13 protein-coding genes are annotated in these 22,156 nt (G+C 42.3%); 2 read left to right on the top strand and 11 right to left on the bottom strand.

Going from position 1 to position 22,156, the window contains the following annotated elements; genetic code table 11:
* Positions 1–182: 182 nt before the first annotated feature.
* Positions 183–2,882, bottom strand: a complete 2,700-nt coding sequence (locus tag DWZ47_RS16905; protein WP_165860915.1) for a hypothetical protein — start codon at positions 2,880–2,882, stop codon at positions 183–185.
* A gap of 216 nt (positions 2,883–3,098) precedes the next feature.
* Between DWZ47_RS16905 and DWZ47_RS16900 the strand changes: the two genes are divergently transcribed.
* Both DWZ47_RS16900 and DWZ47_RS16895 read left to right on the top strand, forming a co-directional pair.
* On the top strand, positions 3,099–5,531 hold the full coding sequence (locus tag DWZ47_RS16900; RefSeq protein ID WP_117513884.1) for an ATP-binding protein: 2,433 nt from the start codon (positions 3,099–3,101) through the stop codon (positions 5,529–5,531).
* Between the two features lie 113 nt (positions 5,532–5,644).
* On the top strand, positions 5,645–6,175 hold the full coding sequence (locus DWZ47_RS16895; protein WP_117513931.1) for a GNAT family N-acetyltransferase: 531 nt from the start codon (positions 5,645–5,647) through the stop codon (positions 6,173–6,175).
* 444 nt (positions 6,176–6,619) lie between these two features.
* Here DWZ47_RS16895 and DWZ47_RS16890 read toward each other — a convergent pair whose 3' ends face one another.
* Genes DWZ47_RS16890 through DWZ47_RS16845 form a run of 10 tightly spaced genes read right to left on the bottom strand, consistent with a single transcriptional unit; the run spans position 6,620 to position 22,091 of the window.
* Complete coding sequence (locus tag DWZ47_RS16890; RefSeq protein ID WP_117513882.1) at positions 6,620–7,855, bottom strand: MFS transporter; 1,236 nt, start codon at positions 7,853–7,855, stop codon at positions 6,620–6,622.
* A gap of 36 nt (positions 7,856–7,891) precedes the next feature.
* Positions 7,892–8,338, bottom strand: coding sequence for a YhcH/YjgK/YiaL family protein (locus DWZ47_RS16885; protein WP_004296059.1), 447 nt, complete (start codon positions 8,336–8,338; stop codon positions 7,892–7,894).
* Positions 8,335–9,537 carry an AGE family epimerase/isomerase gene (locus DWZ47_RS16880; protein WP_117513880.1) on the bottom strand — a complete coding sequence of 401 codons (1,203 nt, stop codon included), beginning with the start codon at positions 9,535–9,537 and terminating at the stop codon, positions 8,335–8,337. Before DWZ47_RS16880 ends, DWZ47_RS16885 begins: the two co-directional genes overlap by 4 nt.
* 11 nt (positions 9,538–9,548) lie before the next feature.
* Positions 9,549–10,466, bottom strand: coding sequence for a dihydrodipicolinate synthase family protein (locus tag DWZ47_RS16875; protein ID WP_009039611.1), 918 nt, complete (start codon positions 10,464–10,466; stop codon positions 9,549–9,551).
* Between the two features lie 31 nt (positions 10,467–10,497).
* Positions 10,498–12,051, bottom strand: coding sequence for a hypothetical protein (locus DWZ47_RS16870; protein WP_117513878.1), 1,554 nt, complete (start codon positions 12,049–12,051; stop codon positions 10,498–10,500).
* Positions 12,052–12,073: 22 nt separating this feature from the next.
* Positions 12,074–13,645: a PQQ-binding-like beta-propeller repeat protein gene (locus DWZ47_RS16865; RefSeq protein WP_374938669.1), complete on the bottom strand. Its 1,572-nt coding sequence runs from the start codon at positions 13,643–13,645 to the stop codon at positions 12,074–12,076.
* Between the two features lie 3 nt (positions 13,646–13,648).
* Positions 13,649–15,361, bottom strand: a complete 1,713-nt coding sequence (locus tag DWZ47_RS16860; protein ID WP_117513927.1) for a hypothetical protein — start codon at positions 15,359–15,361, stop codon at positions 13,649–13,651.
* 13 nt (positions 15,362–15,374) lie between these two features.
* A complete protein-coding gene (locus tag DWZ47_RS16855; protein WP_004296065.1) occupies positions 15,375–17,057 on the bottom strand; it encodes a hypothetical protein in 1,683 nt (560 codons plus the stop codon).
* A gap of 16 nt (positions 17,058–17,073) precedes the next feature.
* The gene (locus DWZ47_RS16850; RefSeq protein ID WP_117513925.1) at positions 17,074–18,822 is read right to left on the bottom strand and encodes a RagB/SusD family nutrient uptake outer membrane protein; all 1,749 of its coding nucleotides are present in this window, start codon (positions 18,820–18,822) and stop codon (positions 17,074–17,076) included.
* Positions 18,823–18,842: 20 nt separating this feature from the next.
* On the bottom strand, positions 18,843–22,091 hold the full coding sequence (locus tag DWZ47_RS16845; RefSeq protein ID WP_117513876.1) for a TonB-dependent receptor: 3,249 nt from the start codon (positions 22,089–22,091) through the stop codon (positions 18,843–18,845).
* Positions 22,092–22,156 lie beyond the last annotated feature (65 nt).

Here is a 22,156-nt window from a genome sequence, read left to right as displayed (position 1 = left end):
TTGTATACGGTTCCGCCCTTTCAGGGCTTGTGGCTGGTGTGTTTTTTTCGTAGGGCGTTGCCCTACGCTATATAATTAAGCCCTTTCAGGGCACCCCAATAAATATATAATTGTAAGGCTTTCAGCCTAACTGCAAAATTCCCATTTAACCGATAAATTCTCATTTAACTGCTAAATTCCCATTAATAAAACAACCAATCCATTGTTTCTTCATCCCCGGCAAGCCCGGCATTACGCACTTTCGTTTCCGCAGCCGTGAATCCCAACACTTGCAGATAGCCTTTGGGTAACATCAACGTATGCTTTCCAGCCGGAAAACTATATGCATGCACATTTGCCAAAGGCATTCCATTGATACGGACAGCATTCGTCAATACAGGTTCCGCCTGACCGTAATCATTGGCTGACGCATCGATTTCCAGTTTCGGAGCTTTTGCATACTTTTTCTGGTCGTCTTTGAAATAAGCGACTAACAATTTCACCGGAGCATCCGTTTCGAAAGTGATACTCGTGCCTTTCTCTCTCTGCTCGTTTCCATTGAAACGAAGCGCTTTCATTCCTTTTAATTCAGGAGCTACTGCTTCTATCTTACCTGGAACATCCACAAATAAAGAAATACCCTCCTCCACTTTCACTGTCGGATAATTAGAAATCAGTTTCACGTTTGCAGGAGTCCAGGCAGCAATCTCGACAGTTTCAGTCACCGCATTTCCATTCTGTTTTTCTTTCAACAAAGCGAGGTTGGCTTTGAAATTCTCCAATTCCTTCTCATAGTGTACCAGCAATTCTTTCCATGTCTTGTTCTTTCCATCATCTCCACCGATAGGAATACGACGTTGGGCAGTCTGCATACTGTTGGCATACAAGTAATGTTCGTCCGTCAGTTCCACCAATTTGCGATAGTGTTCCAAGCTTTGTTCCATCAAAGGAATAGCTTCTTCAAGATTCTTAATCTCTTTTCCCCATTGATAATCCAATACCAGTTTGGCAGCTTTCACTTTCAGGTTGAACGCATACGCAAATTCACGATAACAATGCATATCATTCTGTAAACGTGCAAATTCATCCTTATTTGAAGAGACGGAACCAGCTGCTTTATCAATAGCCGCTACTGCTTTATCTCCATGTTCTATTACTTGAGCAACAATATCCAAAGGCATTTCACCTACATGAGGTTGCTTTTTCCATTCTTTTTCTACATACTCTATCAGCTTCTCTCCTTCCGGTCCGCAGCTTTCATAGAATCCCGGATAGATCGTATATTTGTATGGATTGACAAGCTGACTCATAAACATACCCAGTAATAACGTTTGGCGATTTCCCTCTGTGATACCGAAACGACGTAACAACTTCGGAGCAATCTCTCCGCTTTCTTCGTATGCTACACGGATATTACTTGCATTTTCGTCAGAGGTTCCGTAGAACTTGCCCAACTGATGGTCCCAGTAACCCATTTCATCTGTACGGTCGCGGTGGCAGTTCCACGCATAGCGTCCCCAAGTCTGATACCAGATCCAATCACGATCCAATTGGAATTCACGTTCATTGTTCGGTAATTTGTCCGCTGTATAAGGCCAGTCCCAATATGAGGCCTGCGGATAAAGGTGCAACGCATTGGCACCGTGTACATTGTGCATGGCAGTGACCGCCTTTTGTACGAAATCCGGAGAACCCCAGCGGAACGGTTCCAAATTTGCCAGGATATGTACGTTACTGATATGAATGGAACCCAACGAACTCAAATCCGTATGAATTTTCGACCAGGGACCACGAGGTTCGTAGGTAGTCAACGATTCACCATTATACTTATGCATCGTATAAAGATTCTTATAGAGCGGCAAGGCAGCGTCCATCACCAGTTTGCAGTCCGTGTCGTGCGCACGCAACAAAAGAGGTGGTTCATCTGTACGTCCCAATGCCTGTAATCCGTCTTTCACTCCCGGAATAATTGTTTTAGTAAACCATTCCACATCGTCCTCCACTGTACACATCGCTTCACCCAGACAAACAAGTAATCCTACATTGGGATATTTTTCAATGAAAGCGGCAATACTCTTGCGTGTATAATCGGCAATCAGAGGAGTAATGGGGCGGTTACGATCCTGTGTTTTCAGTCCGTAATGTTCAGCAAAGGGTTTGGAAAGAATGATATTATAAAACATCTGTATGACAAAGATACCGCGCTTGTCTGCTTCTTCCGTGAGGAAAGAGAACATTTCTTCGTTCATTTTGAAGGTTTCTTCATCTACTTCCAGTGCAAACGGATAATCTTCCAGTTTCACCAATGAGGCAAACGGATGTCCATTCCAAAGGTACAGTGAATTCATGCGGTTGGCAACCAGCATATCCAAGTATTTAATCCATTGTTCTTTATCATAAAACCAAGGGAAACTTTCCGGTGTATATGGATATTCGTATACGCCATGTCCTGGCAGGTAGGTCATCTTCTGTAACCCTACACATGCACCGCGTAATACCATTTCAGGACCATCTTCCAGTTCCTCCGGGAAGTTCAACTTACCATCCGAATCATTTACACGGTCTATCAGTTCACGACACCCGTAGATGACACCACTTCCATCCCTGCCGGACACTCTGGTCAGATTGCCCGTCGTCGAAATATGAAAACCTTCTTTCTTGAGTGTCGTGTCATTTACTTCCGTCAACAGAATCGTTTTGATTTCGGGATCGGAGAATGTAGTGTCTCCCTGTTGCATCATTACCTGATAACCGGCTTTATCCAAGGTAGTCTGTAACTGCTCCGCACCAAACAAAACACGATTTGACGCATCCGGCGGAGTCATAATCTTCACGGTTTGCCTGCCACACGCTGCCAAAAAAAGTGTGCATGCCGCAAACATGAATAATCTGGTATTTTTCATTCTTCTGATATATATTATAGATTATATAATTCACTTCTTCACTAAGAGAAAGACGAAATAATCCCCTGTTTGTACTCATTTGTCTCTTTTTCCATTTTTCAGCACCAAATTTCCACTTTCACCCTGCTGTGATATGCAAATTCCTCATTATTTAAAAGTTATGCTTATCTTTGCCAGCTAGCTTATAATATAAAACAGAAAACAAGAGCAAACAATATGAAAGAACAAACAAATTATGACTATGAAAAATACGTTCAGATAGCACAGATGGCCAAAATGGGATGGTGGGAGTCAGATTTGAAGAATAAAGAATATATCTGCTCTGACTTTATTGTTGACTTACTCGGCCTTGAAAGTAACCGCATCAGTTTCACCGAATTCCACCAAAGAATACGTGAAGACCACCGGCTGCGTCTTAAAAATGAATATATGTCTCTTTCTTATCTGGAGACATACGAACAAATGTTCCCAATCCGGGCAAAAGACGGGGAAATATGGGTGTACTCCAAGATTAATTTCCAAAAGCCCGATGAAGAGGGATATAGGAACATGACGGGCCTTCTGCAATATATTGACAGACCGATCGATACTACGAATGGAAACATTGATTTCTTTCAAGTGAGCAATTTGCTTTATCAACAAACTAATATTTCATATTCATTGCTTGCTTTTCTGCAATGTGATGATGTTACTCAAGTGGTTAACAAGACGTTAGGAGATCTCCTTCACCAATTTTTGGGTGATCGTATCTATATATTCGAAATAAACAGAAAAGAACAACGCCAGGATTGCACTTATGAGGTTACCGCCGAAGGAATATCCAAGGAACAGGAGTTCTTGAGTAATATTCCCTGGGACCCTTCTACCTGGTGGAATCATCAGATAGCCGAAAGAAGGGCTATCATACTGAACACGCTGGACGACATGCCCGAAGAAGCTGCGGAATATCGTCAGACGTTGGAGATGCAGGATATCAAGTCGCTGATGGTAGTTCCGCTAATCTCTAAAGAAGAGGTATGGGGCTATATGGGAATTGATATGGTAAGAACGCAGCGTAGCTGGAGCAATGTGGATTATCAATGCTTTTCCTCTCTTGCTAATATTATCAGTATTTGCATCGAATTGCGAAAGTCGGAGTTACAAGCCAAAGAAGATCGTCTTGCTTTGGACAACAGCGAGAAGATATTGAGAAACATCTATAAGAATCTTCCGGCAGGCGTCGAACTTTACGACAAAGACGGTTATTTGGTAGACATTAATGATAAAGAGCTTGAAATATTCGGCTTGTCTGACAAGCATGAGGCATTGGGAGTTAATCTGTTCGACAATCCCAATATTCCTTTAGAGGTTAAAGAGAGATTGAGAGCGAAAGAAGATGTAAACTTCTCCATCAATTATGATTTCTCAAAAATAAATCAATATGTAGATAGTCGGAGAAATGGGATTATTAATCTTACCACTAAAGTTACTGCTCTCTATGATTCTCAAAATCGATTTATCAACTATCTGTTTATCAATATAGATACGACGGAAACGACCAATGCATACACCAAGATACAGGAGTTTGAGAATCTGTTTCTTCTAATCGGTGATTATGCCAAGGTAGGATTTGCTCATTTCAATGTATTGACAAGAGACGGATATGCCCAAGATACATGGTACAGGAATTTGGGTGAAAAAGAAGGTACTCCCATGCCGCAGGTTATCGGAGTATATGCACATGTAGTTCCTGAAGATCAGGCTGTTCTGAAAAACTTTGTAGGTGAAGTGAAAACGGGAAAGGCAACCAGTTTGCGTAAAGAAGTTCGTGTATGCAGGGAGAATGGCAAATATACATGGACCAGCATCAATGTGATGGTCAGGGATTACCGTCCGCAAGACGGTATTATTGAGATGTTGTGTATCAATTATGACATCACGCCTTTGAAAGAGACTGAACAGAAATTGATTATTGCCCGCGATAAAGCGGAAGAACTGGATCGTCTGAAGTCGGCTTTCCTAGCTAACATGAGTCATGAGATCCGTACTCCTCTCAATGCTATTGTCGGTTTTTCCAGTCTTCTGGCAGAAACGGACAGCAGAAACGAACGGCAGGAATATATCAAGATTGTGCAAGAGAATAATGAACTTCTCTTGCAACTGATATCGGATATTCTCGATCTTTCGAAAATCGAAGCGGGAACATTTAATTTTGTATATACCAATGTGGATGTAAATGAGACGTGTGCTGAAATCATCAAATCAATGAGTATGAAAGTGAGTAAAGGTGTTGAATTGATTTTTGAGGAACCATTCCCGGAATGTTATATCTATACGGATAAAAACAGATTCACCCAAGTAATCAGTAACTTTATAAATAATGCGTTAAAGTTCACCCAGCAAGGCTGTATCACCCTGGGATATGAACAAGTATCCCATCAGAAAATAAAATTCTATGTGCGCGACACCGGAATGGGAATACCGGAAGAAAAGCAAAAGAGCGTATTTGAACGTTTTGTGAAGCTCAATACCTTTGTTCAGGGTACAGGACTCGGACTTTCTATCTGCAAAAGCATTGTTTCCCAAATGGGAGGAGAAATTGGCGTGGATTCAACCGAAGGAGTAGGTTCCTGCTTCTGGTTTACACACCCGTATCATGCTGCTGACTAGACTGACCATAAGTGAAGAGGGGATTCAATGAATAATAGTTAATACTTATAATAATGAATAACCTCCAACAAGGAAAAAGAATTGTATCTTTGCATTCCATTATTATCATTATTATGCAAAAGTATATAGAAACACCCCGTCTGATTCTCCGCGACTGGAAAGAAGAAGACATCCCGTTTTTTGCCCGTATGAATGCCGATCCGAATGTGATGGAGTTTTTTCTTAATTCATTGTCATCGGAAGAATCATTTGCCTTTTATCAGTGTATTCAAAATGAGTTCCAAACCTGTGGCTTCGGTTTGTATGCTGTAGAACGAAAAGAAGATCATGCTTTTATGGGCTATACCGGACTACATCAGATTACATTTGATGTAGACTTTGCTCCGGGCATAGAAATAGGCTGGCGGTTAGCACACGAATATTGGGGACAGGGTTATGCTCCTGAAGCTGCAACAGCTTGTTTGGAGCATACACGCAATAAAATGGATATAAAAGAACTCTTTTCTTTTACTTCCCTTCTCAACCAACGGTCAGAACGTGTAATGCAGAAAATAGGAATGGAACGAGTAAGGGAATTCGATCATCCGCTTGTCCCTGGTGAACATCCGTTGTGCAGGCATGTGTTGTATCACATCAAATTTTAAAAAGCTATTGACTTTCCTCTTTTAATTTTGTATATTTGCAATAACCAATTAGCTAACAATAGATATGATATATACAAAAATAAAGACATAAAGAGAATTTTCAGAAACATAAATATGTGTCTGAAAGAATAGAAATGGGGTGGAATCTACATAGATTTCACCCCATTTTGTTTAATATATTCGTATCTACTTAGTGAATTATCCCGAATATCGTTTATTATAAATGTAAGACCCGTTTATAATAAACTGTTTCATTATTTATTAAAAATGCAAATTGAGTTTATTAGCATCCTGTATAATAAAAAGAAAACAGTTTAAGAGTAAGAATAGTACGAATACAATATTTACAAATATATCTATACATTTGAGATAATAAATGAGCTTTACACTAAAATTCTTTTCTTCTTATTACTCATAACACCCCAAACTATAACCATCATTGTATTACTCCATATTATCCGTTTTAGGTCTTAAAAAGTAGATTTGTAGCCCTAATGCAAGTGCAACGACAATACTAAGCATAGCAAATCCTTCGCCCAGACTTCCACCGTCCGTCCATTTTCCCAATAATTGAGTTACTGCAGCTCCTGCAAAAACTCCTGTCATATTCATAATACCATATGCCGTCCCCCTATATTTAGCAGAAACGAACTGGCATAGAATAGGCATATTGTTGGCATCGAAAATACCAAAGCCGATGCCGAACAACAATCCTGCACCTATTACGCTAATGAAACCGTGTCCGAAACCTAACAATAACAGTGCGGGGATAGTCATCCCCAGTCCGATTGCCCCTGTATAGACACGTCCGCGGATATTCTTCAGCACCCATCTATCCGACAAGAATCCTCCCAATATTACTCCGACAAATGAAGATAGAGCAATGGTAATCGTAGATATTGGTCCTGCCTGTGACATCGGAATATCCAGATTCTCCGCAAATAGCGTTGGCAACCAGTTCTTTGTAGCCCACCCCGGTAAACTCGGAGCTGCAAAATAAAATAATATCACCCAAAAAGAAATATTTGAAAATAACAGTAACAGCCCTTTTCCAATTGAATTCCCCTTGTTAATGCCATTAGCAACAACCTTTTCTATTTTCATTCGGACAGGATTCTCATGCAGGAAAAAGATAAGAACCACAGAATAAGCAATACCTACAATGCCAAACCAGTGAAAAGTGCTCTGCCAGGAAAATGCAGCGGCTGCCGTAGCTCCAAACCCACCGATTGCCTGACCGACATACAGTCCGGTCATGTGAACTCCAATTGCCAATGAGCGTGATTTGTCCTGATGCCAATCCGCTATCAAGGACAGAGCGGAAGGAATATACAATGCTTCACTAATCCCCATCACTGCACGCAAACCATATAATTGCTCAAACGTCGTGGCATATCCCATCAGGAATGTTACAGCTGACCAAACAAACAAGCTTCCGACAATTAACCGTTTACGACTAAGCCTGTCTGCAATAATTCCGGCAACCGGGCTCATAAAGCCGTAAATCCAAAGAAAGACTGCCATTAATGCACCGAAAGCTTCTGCCTTCGTCAGCTCTACAATATCTATTTTCATTGCTTCCTGCATTGTAGAAAGCATTTGTCTATCCATGTAGTTGAGCAACGCTACTACCCAAAGCAACGCAACCACTACCCATGGATAAATATTTTTATTTTTCATGGTAGTTATATTTAAAAGATTTTTGAGACTGTTTACTTAGACTTTTACTTTAGCTATCAGTTTGCGTATCCAGCCTTTACCGATAGCCGGAGCATGGGGGTCCTCCGGATATACAATGACGAATTGTCCGGGCAAGAGATTGATGAAAGTAGTAGGAACGTCACCATATAGGGCACAATCACTCTTTTTATCATAAGCTTGTCTTTCCACTTTTAATTCTTCCAAGGCTTTCCAGCCAATGGTTTCTTTGCCTTCAAGCAATATGTGCACATCAATATAATCGTGATGCAGTTCTAATAAACGCTTTCCTTCAGGAATACATTCGGGATAGATATTATTGACAATCAGATTATCACCATCCAGTCTGATAGTTCCCAGTTCCTCGTGCAACAGATCGTGCGATTTCACATAATCGAAAAGCTGTTTGAACAACGGGTGAAGTTTCTCCACCCGTTGGCTATTTTGTAAATTGGATACAATCATCTTATTTCTTTTTTTATTTCAGACATTATTTCCTCACAAAGCATATATCCTTTTGTCATCATGCGAGGGATATGAAAAGGTCCTTTAAATAAATTTCCTTTTGCCGGCTGGGCGACTGTTCCATCCCGATGGAGATAGCCATACCACTCTCCGTATTCTTTGTCCGGGAAATGTGTATATGTCCACTCGCTGATTTGTTGATGCATCTTCAGGTATTTCTCTTCTTTCGTCATCAGATAGGCATACAGGGTAGCGATAATTGCTTCTGTTTGCGGCCACCAGAATTTCATATCCTGCGCATAGTCCTGCGAAGGAAGATTCCTGCAATCTTTGAAATTGATAATACCGCCGAATTCTTTATCCCAGCCCCACTCCCATGACCAGTCCAGAATCTTCAGCCCCAGTTCTTTTATGTTTTGATCCCTTCCCCGGAGCTTGGATTCTTCCAGCAAAAACCAAGCTGTTTCGATACAATGCCCCGGATTGATGGTACGCCCCATATTGGAGTCTATAAATTCTCCGTTCGGTCCTACGGTTTCCAATAATGCCTTGAACTCCGGATGTAGGAAATCTTTTTCCAGACAGCTAATGGACTCGTCAATCTGCCGTGTCAGACATTCGTCTTGAATAGCTTCCCTGATTCGGGAAGCTACGTTTATCAATATCATGGTGATGGAATGTCCTTTCATGGGGAGCGTATCTGTATATTTGGGAGCAAGCAGTCCGGGAGTTTGCAGGAAATATTGCATACGTTTGAACAGTTCGAGTGCCTTCACCGCATACGTCTTATCCCCCGACGCTATCGAATATTCGGACATCGCTATGGCTGCAAATGACTCGGAGAAAATATAACGGCGCTTACGTAAAGGGTGACCGTCTGCTGTCATCTCAAAGTACATACGCCCGTCCGAATCAAAGCAATACTTCTCTATAAAGTCTAGTGTGCTTTTTGCGGCTTGCAACCATGCCGGATTCTTTTCTATATGATTATAGGCATAGGAACAAGTAAATGCAAAACGCCCCTGAAACCAAACGGATTTTGTACTATCCATTAATGCACCGTCGCGATCTACACAAGTATATATACCACCATTCACTCTATCCAGTCCATACTTTATCCAAAAGGGCATGATATTATTCTGCATATCATCCTTATAGGTATTAGCCCATTGTTGTATATAGTCAGTAATATTCTTCATACGTCCTCCTGTTAGAATTTATTGCAACGTTCGAAGAAACGGATTTCTTCCAGTTCCGCTTTCATTTGTTTTTCTTCGTCAGCGGTCATGTTTTGGAAAGGAGTACGGTTGCCGCCCAAATCAAGTCCGATAAGCTTCATGATACGTTTGCCACCAACAATATTCCCACGGAAATGGCAGATTACGTTAATCACTTCCTGAGAGAAGTTTTGCAATTCACGGGCTTGCTCCAATTCACCGGCTTTCCAGGCATCAATGATACCTACCAGGTTTATACCGTTATAGTTGGTCGTTCCGCCGATTCCGCCTTGCGCCCCTCCCATTGCGAGACAAGGAAGAATGGTTTCATCCTGCCCGTGAAGCATATCGAACTTGCCGTCTTTATACAAACGACATTGATTGTATTCATACAGGCTTTCGAAGGTATATTTGATTCCCGTAAAATTGGGAATACGGTTTTCAACAGCTTTCAGGAAAGCAAGCATCGATAAGAATGCTCCATTGAATGCAGGAATGTGATAATAATAGAAGGGCAGCTTCGGTGCTCCGGCAGCGATTTCTTCGCAGTACTTTACCAATTCTTCTATTCGTCCTATTTTCGGGAAAGGAGGTGCCATTGCACCAATTCCCCAAGCTCCGATTTTCTGCGCATGTTCCGCCAGCATCCGGCTTGACTTTACGCAGCAACTCCCCACGTGTACAATAACCTTAAAGCCATCCGGTGCAACTTCCATCCAACGTTCTGCCAACTTCATTCGTTCTTCATCAGTCAACATATACCCTTCTCCAGAAGAACCGTTGATGAAAACACCTTTCAAGCCATTTTTTACAAGTAGCTTTGCATAGGCTTCGATTGGTTCATAATTTACTTCTCCATTTTCATAAAACGGAGTAAAAGGAGCATTGATTAATCCTATAATCTTTTCCATAATACAGTTTCTTTTTTTAAGTTTAATATATTTAGTTATTTTTCAATTTATCTATGGGGGTATCTATACCCTTGTCTGATAGTCCCGGTCCTCCACCGCCGGTATATCCACCACTTTCGCCTGTTTGCCATGCCGAAATCCAAAATGCATAGATATCCGCCTGATTCAGATAAAACTTCAACCGGACTGTTTTCCCCACCAGTGATGTTACGCCTGGATGTTTTTCCCATGAAATCATCTGTTTCGTTTTATCCGATTTTTTCATTGATATGCAGTCTTTCTTTGTAAATCCTTCCATTGGCTGACCGTTATCATCCAACACTTCTACCGCTAAAGTTCCCTTCACATCTGCATTTACAAACAAATAGTTTCCATTTGCCGGAATCTTAGTTTTTATTTCTACATATCCTTCTTTTCTTCCTGCCCGCATCGAAACAAAACCATCACGACGAAGCATCGCAAGTCCTGTGGCAAAATTGGAATCATGTTTCGGCTTGCTGTTATAGCGTCCACTGACATAAAAATAAAGAGAGTCTCCGACTATCAGAGGGCTACCCGCAGTAGACTGTACATTGCCTGCATTCCATGCATGAAAGTCCTCACTGACAGGAAGAAATGGTTTCTTGTTTTCCCGGTTCCAATGAAAACCGTCTTTGCTCCAACCTATCAGGACTTCATTCCTTTTTTGAATGTTCAGACTGTCACAAACATTGTTCTCCGGTCCCTGCCAAACGGTGAAGTAGCCTAATATACAGCCCTCATACGGCATTGCTTCATGATTGTATATCTGTGGACGCAGTTCGGGAAATTGAGGATGACGCGGATCGTCGTCATCGGCATTAAACCAATAACGGATAAACTTATCACTCTTGTTGTCATATATCCTATGTGCCAGGCTAACCAGCATTTCCGGATCTTCATGTTCCAAATAATTGCGTGAACGCCTATACACTCCATTTATGGTTTTCAATGACAGGACATATTTCTTGCGAAACGGGTCGTAATAAGCCGCACAACGGTCGTACAATTCTCCCGAAAGAGCTTTCGGCTCACTCCAATGGATTCCGTCAGAAGAATATTTGAGTTTCATGCTGACTGTGAAGCGATTATTAAATTCTACAACAAACATTTTATAACGCTTCGTCCGGTCTTTCTCAAATTTATCAAGCAACACGGAAACGCAATCATGCTCTAATGTATCTACGATATTGGTTCCCGGAACAACGTCCAGCTCCGGTTTTATCCAGACTTTCCCGTCGAACGACTCTGCATAGCAAGTGACGAGCCCTAATAACTTCCCGCCACCGGCAGAATACCACATCTTGAATTTTTGCTCTTCCTCATCATACCATACGCCACCGCTAAAAGGGGCGGCATAAGGGTCACCATTTATATTCAATTCCCATTTTTTATCAGCCTTCAATACAGGATTGCCTGAATAATAGACGGGGGAATGATGTATTCGTTGCAGATTTGTTTTCTCAATGAATGTTGTATCCACAAAAAGGATACGTCCTGTTTGCCCGCATACCGAAACATTGCACATTAATAATAAGAAAACTGCCAATAAAGAATATTTCTTCATAATCGTCTACATTTTAAACTACTTACTTTTGCAAACCTGTCCGTTGCGGATTCTGGCCTTTCATCGGCCATGCAGAAGCTGCATAGGAAGTAGCTCCAGATGAGATACATACCATATCAGATGCACCTGCGACAGCTTCTATGCCGATATATAAATATCCTCTTGAATCCATTACCGGACTGGAGGTACATTTAACTCCTAATTCGGCGGATGCAAGCAAACTACCGTCTTGTTTCACAATATAATAGATGGCTTTGTCCGAAATGATGTGGATATATCCTCTGTTATCGATGATTGGCACGCAGTTGCTAACGTCCTCCGTTGTAGCATAATGCCATTTTAAAGAACCGTCCGAATTCAAAGCGAAAACACCTGCCGAAGCTTCACCGGCAACAGTATTTCCACCGTTGGCATAAAGCGTTCCATCCGTACCAATCACAACACCACCGTTAACAATGGCTCCCGGTGTCTTGTACACCCATTTTTCCGTTCCGTCAGGATTCAGAGCTATGATGGCGCCACCTGATGTCAGTTCGGCTACGGTATAAATAGTTCCGTCCGTTCCTACTGTGTACGAGTTTCCTTTCAATGCTGTACCACCCAAATCTTTCTGATAGACAAACTTTTGAGTACCGGTAGCAAAATCATAACCGAAATATCCCGTATTCTTGGAAGAGCCGAAATAGACAGTTCCGTCTTTGGACAGAGACATACCGGACAACACTTCTACATCTAAAGCTATTTCTTTGACTATATCACCGGCAGGACTTAATACGATTAGTTCCTTTCCTCTATGTCCGAAGTAAATATTACCGGATGCATCAATAGCCGGAGTGACAGCATACAAATTAGAATCGGCAGCTTTGTATGCCCATTTTCTGCTACCATTACTTCCTACAGCAAATAAAAACAAAGCACGGGGGTGTTCAGCAGTAGCTGGCTTCAAATCACGAACCACAATATACACATCTCCATTCGGTCCTACTGCCGGACTTGCATATACCATACTTGCCCCTCCGCCCGGATTCAGTTCATTCATATTGGCAGTTACGTCAAATGCCCATTTCTGTGTTCCGTTTTCTGTATCATAAGCATAAAGTTTCACGTCAAATGCTCCTGTGGAAGTCTGGTCGGTAATCATATAAACCGTTTTACCGTCAGCCGACAATGCGGGTGAGACTGTACTTTCAATAGGTCCGCCCATTTCTTTCTGCCACATTACATTGATTGCTTTAGCCGGGTCTAAGATGGTAAGGTCCTTCTTAGCTGTGGCGCTCAAGCCGTTATCATCAGTCACCGTCAGTTTAATGGTAAATGTACCGTCCGATTGATAAACGAAAGTTGGATTCTGTTCCGTCGAGACGGATTTTTTTGTATCGCCAAACTCCCATAACCATGCTACTATCCGGCTTCCTTCATCGGGTATGGAAGCATCTTTAAAAACAGCGGTCTGTCCCAGTTCGTACATATTCTCACCAATGGTAAAGTCTGCCTTTGCCGCAGTGTGATAATATACCTTATCCTCTTCGCAAGAAGAAAATGCAAGAATACAAATCAATGATAATAAATAAGCTAATCTGTTCATAGTATTCATTTTTTAATTGGTTTTATCTATTCCGGAAATATTCAACCCGGGACCTCCGCCAGCGGTGTATCCCATACTCTCTCCATTCGCAGAAGGAGAAATCCAAAAAGCAAATATTTCACCGTTATCAATATAGAATTTCACTTTCAGTTGTTTGTTCTTCAAAGAGGCTAATGAAGCGTTGCCTGTCCATTCTATCTTCGCTTTTACATTATCCCCTTTAAAGGCTTTGCACTCATCTTTTGAGAATCCTTCGATTACTTTATTATTGGGATCTAAAAGTTCCACTTTCATTTCTCCCGTGACATTGGCATTGACAAAGAAGTACGAACCGTCAAATTTCAGTAAGGAAGTTTGCAACTCTCCTGTTCCTTTCATAGATGCAAATCCATCGCGACGAAGCATGGCAAGCCCGGTAGTGGTAATCTCTTGAATGCCTCTCAAACGACGACCGCTCAGATAGAAATAGAGTTTGTCACCTACTATTAACGGTGCTCCGGCTACGGATTGCAGGTTACCTTGATTCCATGCGTCCGAGGTGGTCGTATTTACGGCATGGAAAGGATTCATATCCTCACGGAACCAACTGTAACCGTCACGGCTATATCCTACCATAACTTGATTTCTCTTGATTACGTTGTCCGAAGCACAAACATCATTTTCCGGCCCTTGCCAAACGGAGAAGAATCCCAGCATAATGCTTTCATAAGGCGTGGCATCCTGATTATATATCGCAGGCGCTATATTCGGATAGTCTGTATGGTGTTGCTCATTAGCCCACGGACCAAACCAGAATGCACTCAATAATGCTTCCGCTTTCTTTGTTCCGGCTTCCGGATCGGTGTTTTCATTATAATCCCTCGCACGTACCAGCTTATTCGCATCCACCCGAACATTATGCCGCATACTATATACCCAAACGTTTCTGAAAGGATTTTTATATACTGTTGAACGGTCGGCAATCGGTTCCGATTGAACTGCGGCACGCCAGACTTTGCCGTCCGGGGAAGTCTTGTAATGGTATCTCCATTTCCCGGATTCACGGGCAACTAAAAACATCTTGTATCTTTTCGAAGCATTACTTTCCTGTTTATCCAGCCAAATAACAGACGCGTCACGTTCTGAGTTATAGTCAACGATATTTGTTCCGGCTACAACGGAAAGAGTGGGTTTTGTCCAGTGAATACCGTCCGTTGATTCCGCATAACAAGTCACTCCTGCTCCGCTAGTTGCATAGGAGCCACCACCTGCCATGTACCACATTTTGTATTTTCCTTCCTTTTCGTCATACCATACCCCGTCGCTGAAAGGAGCGGCGAATGCCGCACCTTTTGTTCCAGTTTTCTCCCAATCCTGTTCTGGTGTCAGTATCGGATTGCCTGAATAATATTCAGGATAATAGAACGTACGTTTCAGATTAGTGGATTCTATCAGGAAATTGTCTACAAATAACTGGCGTCCTACCGAGATATTAATAACAGAAGGTTTATCCGACAGATAAAAAGGTGACATTCCTTTTTCCAGTTCAGACGAAGATGAACGTACCGGCGGCCACTGTTCGGGCAGACGAATACCATTGTACAATAGCCGTGAATCTACCGGCTCTTCGCAAGGGGGAGCCACTACCGGGGGATTATTATCTCCATCCGGAGTATCATCACTGCCACCGCAAGCTATCAGCATACAAGGCAGGAAAAATAGTAATGTATAAAATAAACGTTTCATAGTCATTTATCTTTTATTTGTTTGCAGGAACATCTATGCCACAGGTTGACAGTCCCGGTCCGCCGCCGCTTGTATATCCACGGCTTTCGCCCGTTTGCCACGGAGAAATCCAAAATGCATATATATCAGCGTTATCCAGGTAGAACTTCAAACGGACAGCCTTCCCGATAAGTGATGCTATATTCTGGTGTTTCTTCCATGTAACCAACAATTTTGTTTTATCTGTTTTCTTCATCGGTACACAGTCTTTCCGTGTGAATCCTTCTAATGGCTTTCCATTTTCATCCAGAATTTCTACAGCCAAGCTACCTTTTACATCTGCATTGATAAAAAGATGTTTGCCGTCAAAACGAACCTTCTCCGTCAGCAGATAGCCGTCCTTATCTCCATGCATGGAGACAAAACCATCTCTGCGCAAAGTAGCCAGTCCGGTAGATGTATAGCTATCCCACATAATCTTGTTCCTTTGGCGTCCGCTAGAATAGAAATAAAGTGAATCTCCTACTATCAAAGGCACTCCATTGATAGACTGCATATTTCCCCAGTTCCATGCTCCTTCCGTCTCATTCACTGCCATGAAAGGCTTGAAAGAAGGACGATAGAAATGGAAGCCGTCACGGCTATACCCTAGAAAGATTTCATTCTTTTTCTGAATACCTAGTTTGGCACAAACTCCATTTTCCGGTCCCTGCCATACACTGTACAATCCTAACATAATGCTTTCATAAGCAATGGCATCAAAATTGTAAATACCCGGTTCTACTTCCGGAAACTCCGGATGACGCGGCTCTTTATCGCTCGGAGTAAACCAGTAGACCATATTCTTATCAGGTACTCCTTTTCGGATACGATGTGCGAAACTTACTGCCATTTCCGGGTCTTTATTTTCCAAATAACTGCGTGAGCGGGAAGAAACTGTTGTCCCGTAACGCATACTCAATGCCCACACATCACGGAACGGATTGTAGAATGCGGATGAACGGTCGTATAAATCACCGGACTGGGCGACTCCCTCTCCCCAATGAATCCCGTCCGATGAGTATTTCAAAATAAATTGCCATCTGCGGTCGGTGGGGCGGCGTTCGACATTGAACATCTTGTACCGTTTGGACGGGTCTTTCTCCTGTTTGTCCAGCCAAATAGTAGCTGCGTCACGATTGCAGGTATCTACAATATTGGTTTGGTTCCAAATATCCAGTACAGGTTTTGTCCAGTACTTGCCGTCTTCCGATTCGGCATATCCGGTATAAAAGGTCTGATTGTCTCCTTTGTGAAGAACACCTGCACCTGCCAAGTACCACATTTTGAACTTCCCGTCTTTTTCGTCATACCAGATCCCATCACTGAAGGGTGCAGCGTAGAGTCCGCCTTCGGTTGTCTTTTCCCATTCCTTATCAGGTCCGAGTACCGGATTCCTTTCGTAGAACCGGGGAGTATGAATCACTCTATTCAAATTAGTTTCTGCAATCAGAAAAGAATCAACAAATAGTTGCCGTCCTACATTTACAGGAATTACTCCCGGCTTTTGTTCAAGATAGGGTATCGGCATATCTTGTGCTTTTTGTGGTTCCGCATAGCGGGGTGGCCATTGTTCAGGCAGGTGTATGCCATTGTAAAGTACTTCTGTTTGGGCAATAGCGAGCCCCGGTACTACCAAACTGAACAGTAGTACCGCAATATTTTTCAAATTTATCATGCTAATTCTTTCTTAGTTAATATCCCGGATTATTTTCTGTGATATAAGGGTTAGAATTCACTTCATTGATAGGAATCGGCAACCATTCGTGCTTATTGGTGACGAATCCTTTAAAGTCATCTGCCGATATGAACTTCTTGAAGTTAGGATCGGATTCCTGCAACTCTGTAAAACGGCTGGCTAGCTTGCCCCAACGGAGCAAATCATAGAAACGATGCCCTTCCAAAGCAAATTCCAGGATTCTTTCATTCTGAATATCAGTCATGGTTACCGAAGGGAGTTCACTCATGTTGACACGTCCGCGTACTTTATTTACCGCCTGCAAGGGAGTCATGTTTGATGCTTGCGTGCCACCGCTAACGATAGCTTCCGCATACATCATCAACACATCGGCATAGCGGATATAGCGCCAATTCACTCCATGGGCACGGGGCTGATTATATACATACTCCTTAACGCCTGCACCTACACCGACCAGTTTAGGAGTCCCGTCTGCTTCCGTTTGTGTAGGCATGGAACAATCAATCCCTTTTCTTATACCTGCTTTGAATGAATGTGCCAAAGGATTGGACACGGTAGCAAATCCTTCTTTTCCATTCTTTGCAGGATAAAGTTCTTCCCATTTATAACCGCCGGGACCTTCCAGACGTACAGGATTGCCGCCTGCATCATTTCTCAAATGAATGCTCGCATCCAAATCATTGAATATCATTGTGGAGAACATCCGGATATCCGTATAACCGTCCTTGTCTACCGAATTCACAAATGCGTTATAAAGCCAGTTATGTACTACGCCTTCATAACCTACTCCCGCCCCCGGCAACATCAGTCCACGTGAATCGAACGCCAAACCGGAAGTGGCAAGCCCCGGATTGAATCCTGCATTATCGACATCGCCTAAGAATTGAAACTCAAGGATTGATTCTTCATTATTTTCATGAGCGACATCAAAATTATCAGCATAATTTTTAGTCAGGTCATAAGTTCCGTACTTTCCGTCTATAACATCACCAAATTCTTTGGCAGCTTCACTGTAAAATGTAGTCTTGTCTTCACCATAATATTGTTCGATTCCACTACGGTAGAGGTAAGCTTTTCCCAATAAGGCGGCTGCGGAAGCTTTTGTCACACGACCGGCATTCTTGCTGTCCCAATATCCCTTCACGGGCAACAGTTCTTTCGCATGTGCCAGGTCTTCTTGAATAAAATTCCATACGGCAGCAGGTTTTTCCAAAGGACGGACATAGTCATCGCCATTGCGTGGCATCTGTCTGATGGGAGATATATTCCGGAAATTAATCAATAGGTAATAATGCGCAAATGCCCTCCAGAAATAAGCTTCCCCTATGTATGCGTTCCGCAGTTCCTCATTACCGCTGAAATCAACAGACGGGGCGGTTTCAATAATGTAGGATGCTTGAGAAGCAGTGGTGTACATCAATGTATAAGGTTGCTCGATAGTGTAATAACTGGCATTTAAGTCGGCACCAAACATGCCCGGTTTGCCATAATCCGAATTGGACGATGCCTCGTCGGAGCGGATTATCGTTGTTTTAGAGCCGGAAGCTCCCAGGCAGCGTTGCGTAGACATATATCCGTACATGGTCATCACTGCGTCATTAACAGCGGACGGACTGGTGAAATAAGCTCCCATACTCGGCTGGTTCGGATTAATTGCCAGGTCATCAAAGATACCGTTGCATCCATGTAATATCAAGCCGCCCGCCAAGATAAATGCGGCATATACTTTCTTATAGTTTTTCATATTAATCATATTTTTAGTTATCAGAATGAAGCGTTAAAACCAAAAGTGAATGTCCGGGCATTAGGATATGAACTGATGTCAATGCCACGTGAGAACAATACATTTGAACTAACTTCCGGGTCATAACCGGAGTATTGGGTCAACGTAAACAGATTTTGTACGCCTGCATAAACACGCAGTTTATTGAACCGGATTGCTTCCAACCACTTTTTAGGCAGTGAATAGCCTAACTGAAGGTTTTTCAGACGTAAATAGGAACCGTCTTCAATATAAAATTCACTCGGCAAGGAGTTTCCGCCACTAGTGTTTTGGGTTTTCATAATAGGGATTCCTGTATTCCTATTTGTTTTCGTCCATCCATTCATAGCCTCTTTGACTACATTATTGGAATAATCAAAATAATAGGTGTACTTTTTCTGATTGAATATATCATTTCCCTGCACTCCCTGAAAGAAGACAGTCAAATCAAAGTCTTTGTATTCCATGTTGATGTTCAAACCGTATGTGAAGTCAGGGATAGGGCTACCCAGAATAACTTTATCATTTGCATTGACTACTCCATTCTTGTCCGTATCCGCGAAGATGAAATTTCCTTCCGCATCAAAACCGTCAATCTTATAGCCATAGAATGAACCGATAGCTTCTCCCGGCATGGTAATGGAAGCTGCATCATTAAAGTAGCTGGACATTGCGCCGGAAGTAATCGGCTGCACGTTTTCTCCCAATGATAGTACTTTATTCTTCAACGTTGCGATATTGAATGTTGCATCTATATGGAAGTCTTTCGTCAATTGTTTCCTGTAATTCATCATAAACTCCCATCCTGTGTTTTTTACGGAAGCTGTATTAACGTAGGGTTTTTCACGTGAACTGTTGATTTCAAAGATTTGCCCGGAAGACAGGTTCAAGTCTATCTGTGCCAACAAATCTACGTTCTTTTTCACGAAATAGTCTAATGACAAGGTCAAGTCGTTGTTGAAGAAGCCCAGTTCAATACCAATATCTGTGGTTTTGGCAGTTTCCCATTTCAAGTCTTTCGATTTCAGATAGGCTGCGCGTCCTGTCACATAACGTTCACCGCCTACTGTGTAAGGAATAGGTCCATAAGCTATCGCGTCAAAATTATAAGGATTGAGGAAGTTGGCACCCAACTCACCGTAGCTAGCTCTGATCTTCAATTTGCTCATTACAGGATTTTGGAACCATTTTTCCTGGTGCACATTCCATCCGGCGGAGACAGAGGGGAAGTAACCTACTCTATTGTCTTTATGGAATTTGGAAGATTCATCCCGGCGGATACTCAAGGACAGCAGATATTTATTATCATAATCGTAGTTCACACGGGCGAAGAAAGAGAGCAATGCTGCATTACTGTCGCCTGCCGAAATCTTACCATCTTCATTTTGGAATCCGGTAATATCCGTTCCTCCCAAATCGTTAATGGTAGAGTTGGTCATGTAACGATAGTATTCTCTCATCCAGCTTGTTCCTAATAAAGCGTCTATTGAGTGACGGTTGAATGTTTTGTTGTAAGTCAGCAAGTTATCAATCGTATAAGTGAACTCTTCACCTCTTGTTTCCGATACACTGTTACGTGTGTTGCCATAATCTTTATCGGGAGTTCCATCCGAGTTCCACTTTGTATAGTACTCGGGGGTATGGGTGTAATTATGCTTATTGCTATAATTTCCACTTAACGATAATTTGTATTTTAAGCCGCCCCAAATATCCAGTTGGGCATTTAAAGAGCCGATTAAATCCGTCACTTTATTAAACTGGTCTGTATAATGTAACGGGGCTATCTTATTCTGCGCCTTGCCATCTTCGGGGTTGATGTAATAATCAGGGCCACCAGAGGTAAACCGTCCTTGTTCATCATAAATAGGTAACGTTGGTAAAGCTATGTTGAAAGCTGTTGTAGGAGTTTTATCCTTATGCGTCAGTCCGAGAGTTTCGGAAAATGAGAAACGTCCTTTTTTATAAGAGGTATTCAGGCGGAAGTTATAACGTTTATAATCCGAATAAATCGTCATACCGGTTTGGTCAAGATAACCAAGGCTTGTGCTGAAAGTAGAGTTGTCCCCACCCCCTGCGATACTGGCATTCAGATTCCATACCGGAGCAAACTGTATCCATTCTTTTGACCAGTCGGTATTCAGGTTCGGATTGGTGGGATTGTCATTCTCCGGTGCATGAGGCAAGCCACTGTTATCTGCCACCATATTGGCAAACTCTCTCCATTCCGATGCATTGAGGAACTCCGGAATATTAGTCGTTTTCTGGAAAGCGAACGAACCGTCTATCTGAATGACGGGCTTACCGGACTTTCCTTTCTTGGTAGTAATCAAAACGACCCCATTGGCGGCACGTGAACCGTAGATAGCGGCTGCCGCACCGTCTTTCAGTACTTCGATAGATTCAATATCATTGGGATTCAATGAGCTTAATCCGGCATTACTGAATGCTCCATCAATGACATACAGAGGTTCGGTAGCGCCAAAAGAAGCGGCACCGCGAATCACGATGTTTACATCTGCCCCAGCAACACCAGCTTGCTGCACGATGTCTACACCCGGTGTACGCCCCTGTAAGCTTGAAGCAACATTAGATGATACCTGTTTGCTGATTTCTTGGGAAGAGATGGAAGCAACGGCACCTGTCAGGCTTGATTTCTTCTGCACGCCGTAACCAACTACTACGACTTCATCCAGTACTTCCGTATCGTCCTGCAATTGGATAGAATATGAGTTCTTATTCCCCACCTTTACTTCCTGTGTTTTATAACCAATATAGCTGACTGCCAGAAGAGCATCTGTCGGAGCATCCAATGTAAAGTTACCATCAACGTCTGTCACAGTACCTGTCCCCGCTCCTTTCACCAATACACTGGCACCAATTATCGGTTCGCCTTTGGTATCCGTCACGGTTCCCGTTATTTTCTTTGTTTTTTGGCTCCCTTGTGATGTAACGGGAGCTTCTTTTGCTTTCAAATATATTTTCTTCTCTCCAATTTCATAAGCTACATTTGTACCTGCGAATAAATCATCCAATACTTTAGAAAGGTCTTTGTCTTTTGCCTGGACAGAAACAATCCGTTCGGGATTGACAATCGTACGGCTATATGCTACCGTAAGTCCTGTCTGTTTAGTAATGAGCGAAAAGACTTTCTCCAACTTGACTTGTTGAAGATTCATTGTTATTTTCTGAGCCGACGCCGCAAGACTTACAGCAAAGCTCAATAACAATATAAGCAATACTCTGTTCTTCATACTTAGTTTGTTTAAAGTTATAAATAGGTTCTTAATCTCTTTGTATTTAGTGGACACACGAGATT

Source organism: Bacteroides sp. AF32-8BH (assembly GCF_003435205.1).
In the GTDB taxonomy this organism is placed as follows: Bacteria; Bacteroidota; Bacteroidia; order Bacteroidales; family Bacteroidaceae; genus Bacteroides; species Bacteroides ovatus.
This window is presented reverse-complemented; position numbering and strand designations above follow the sequence as displayed.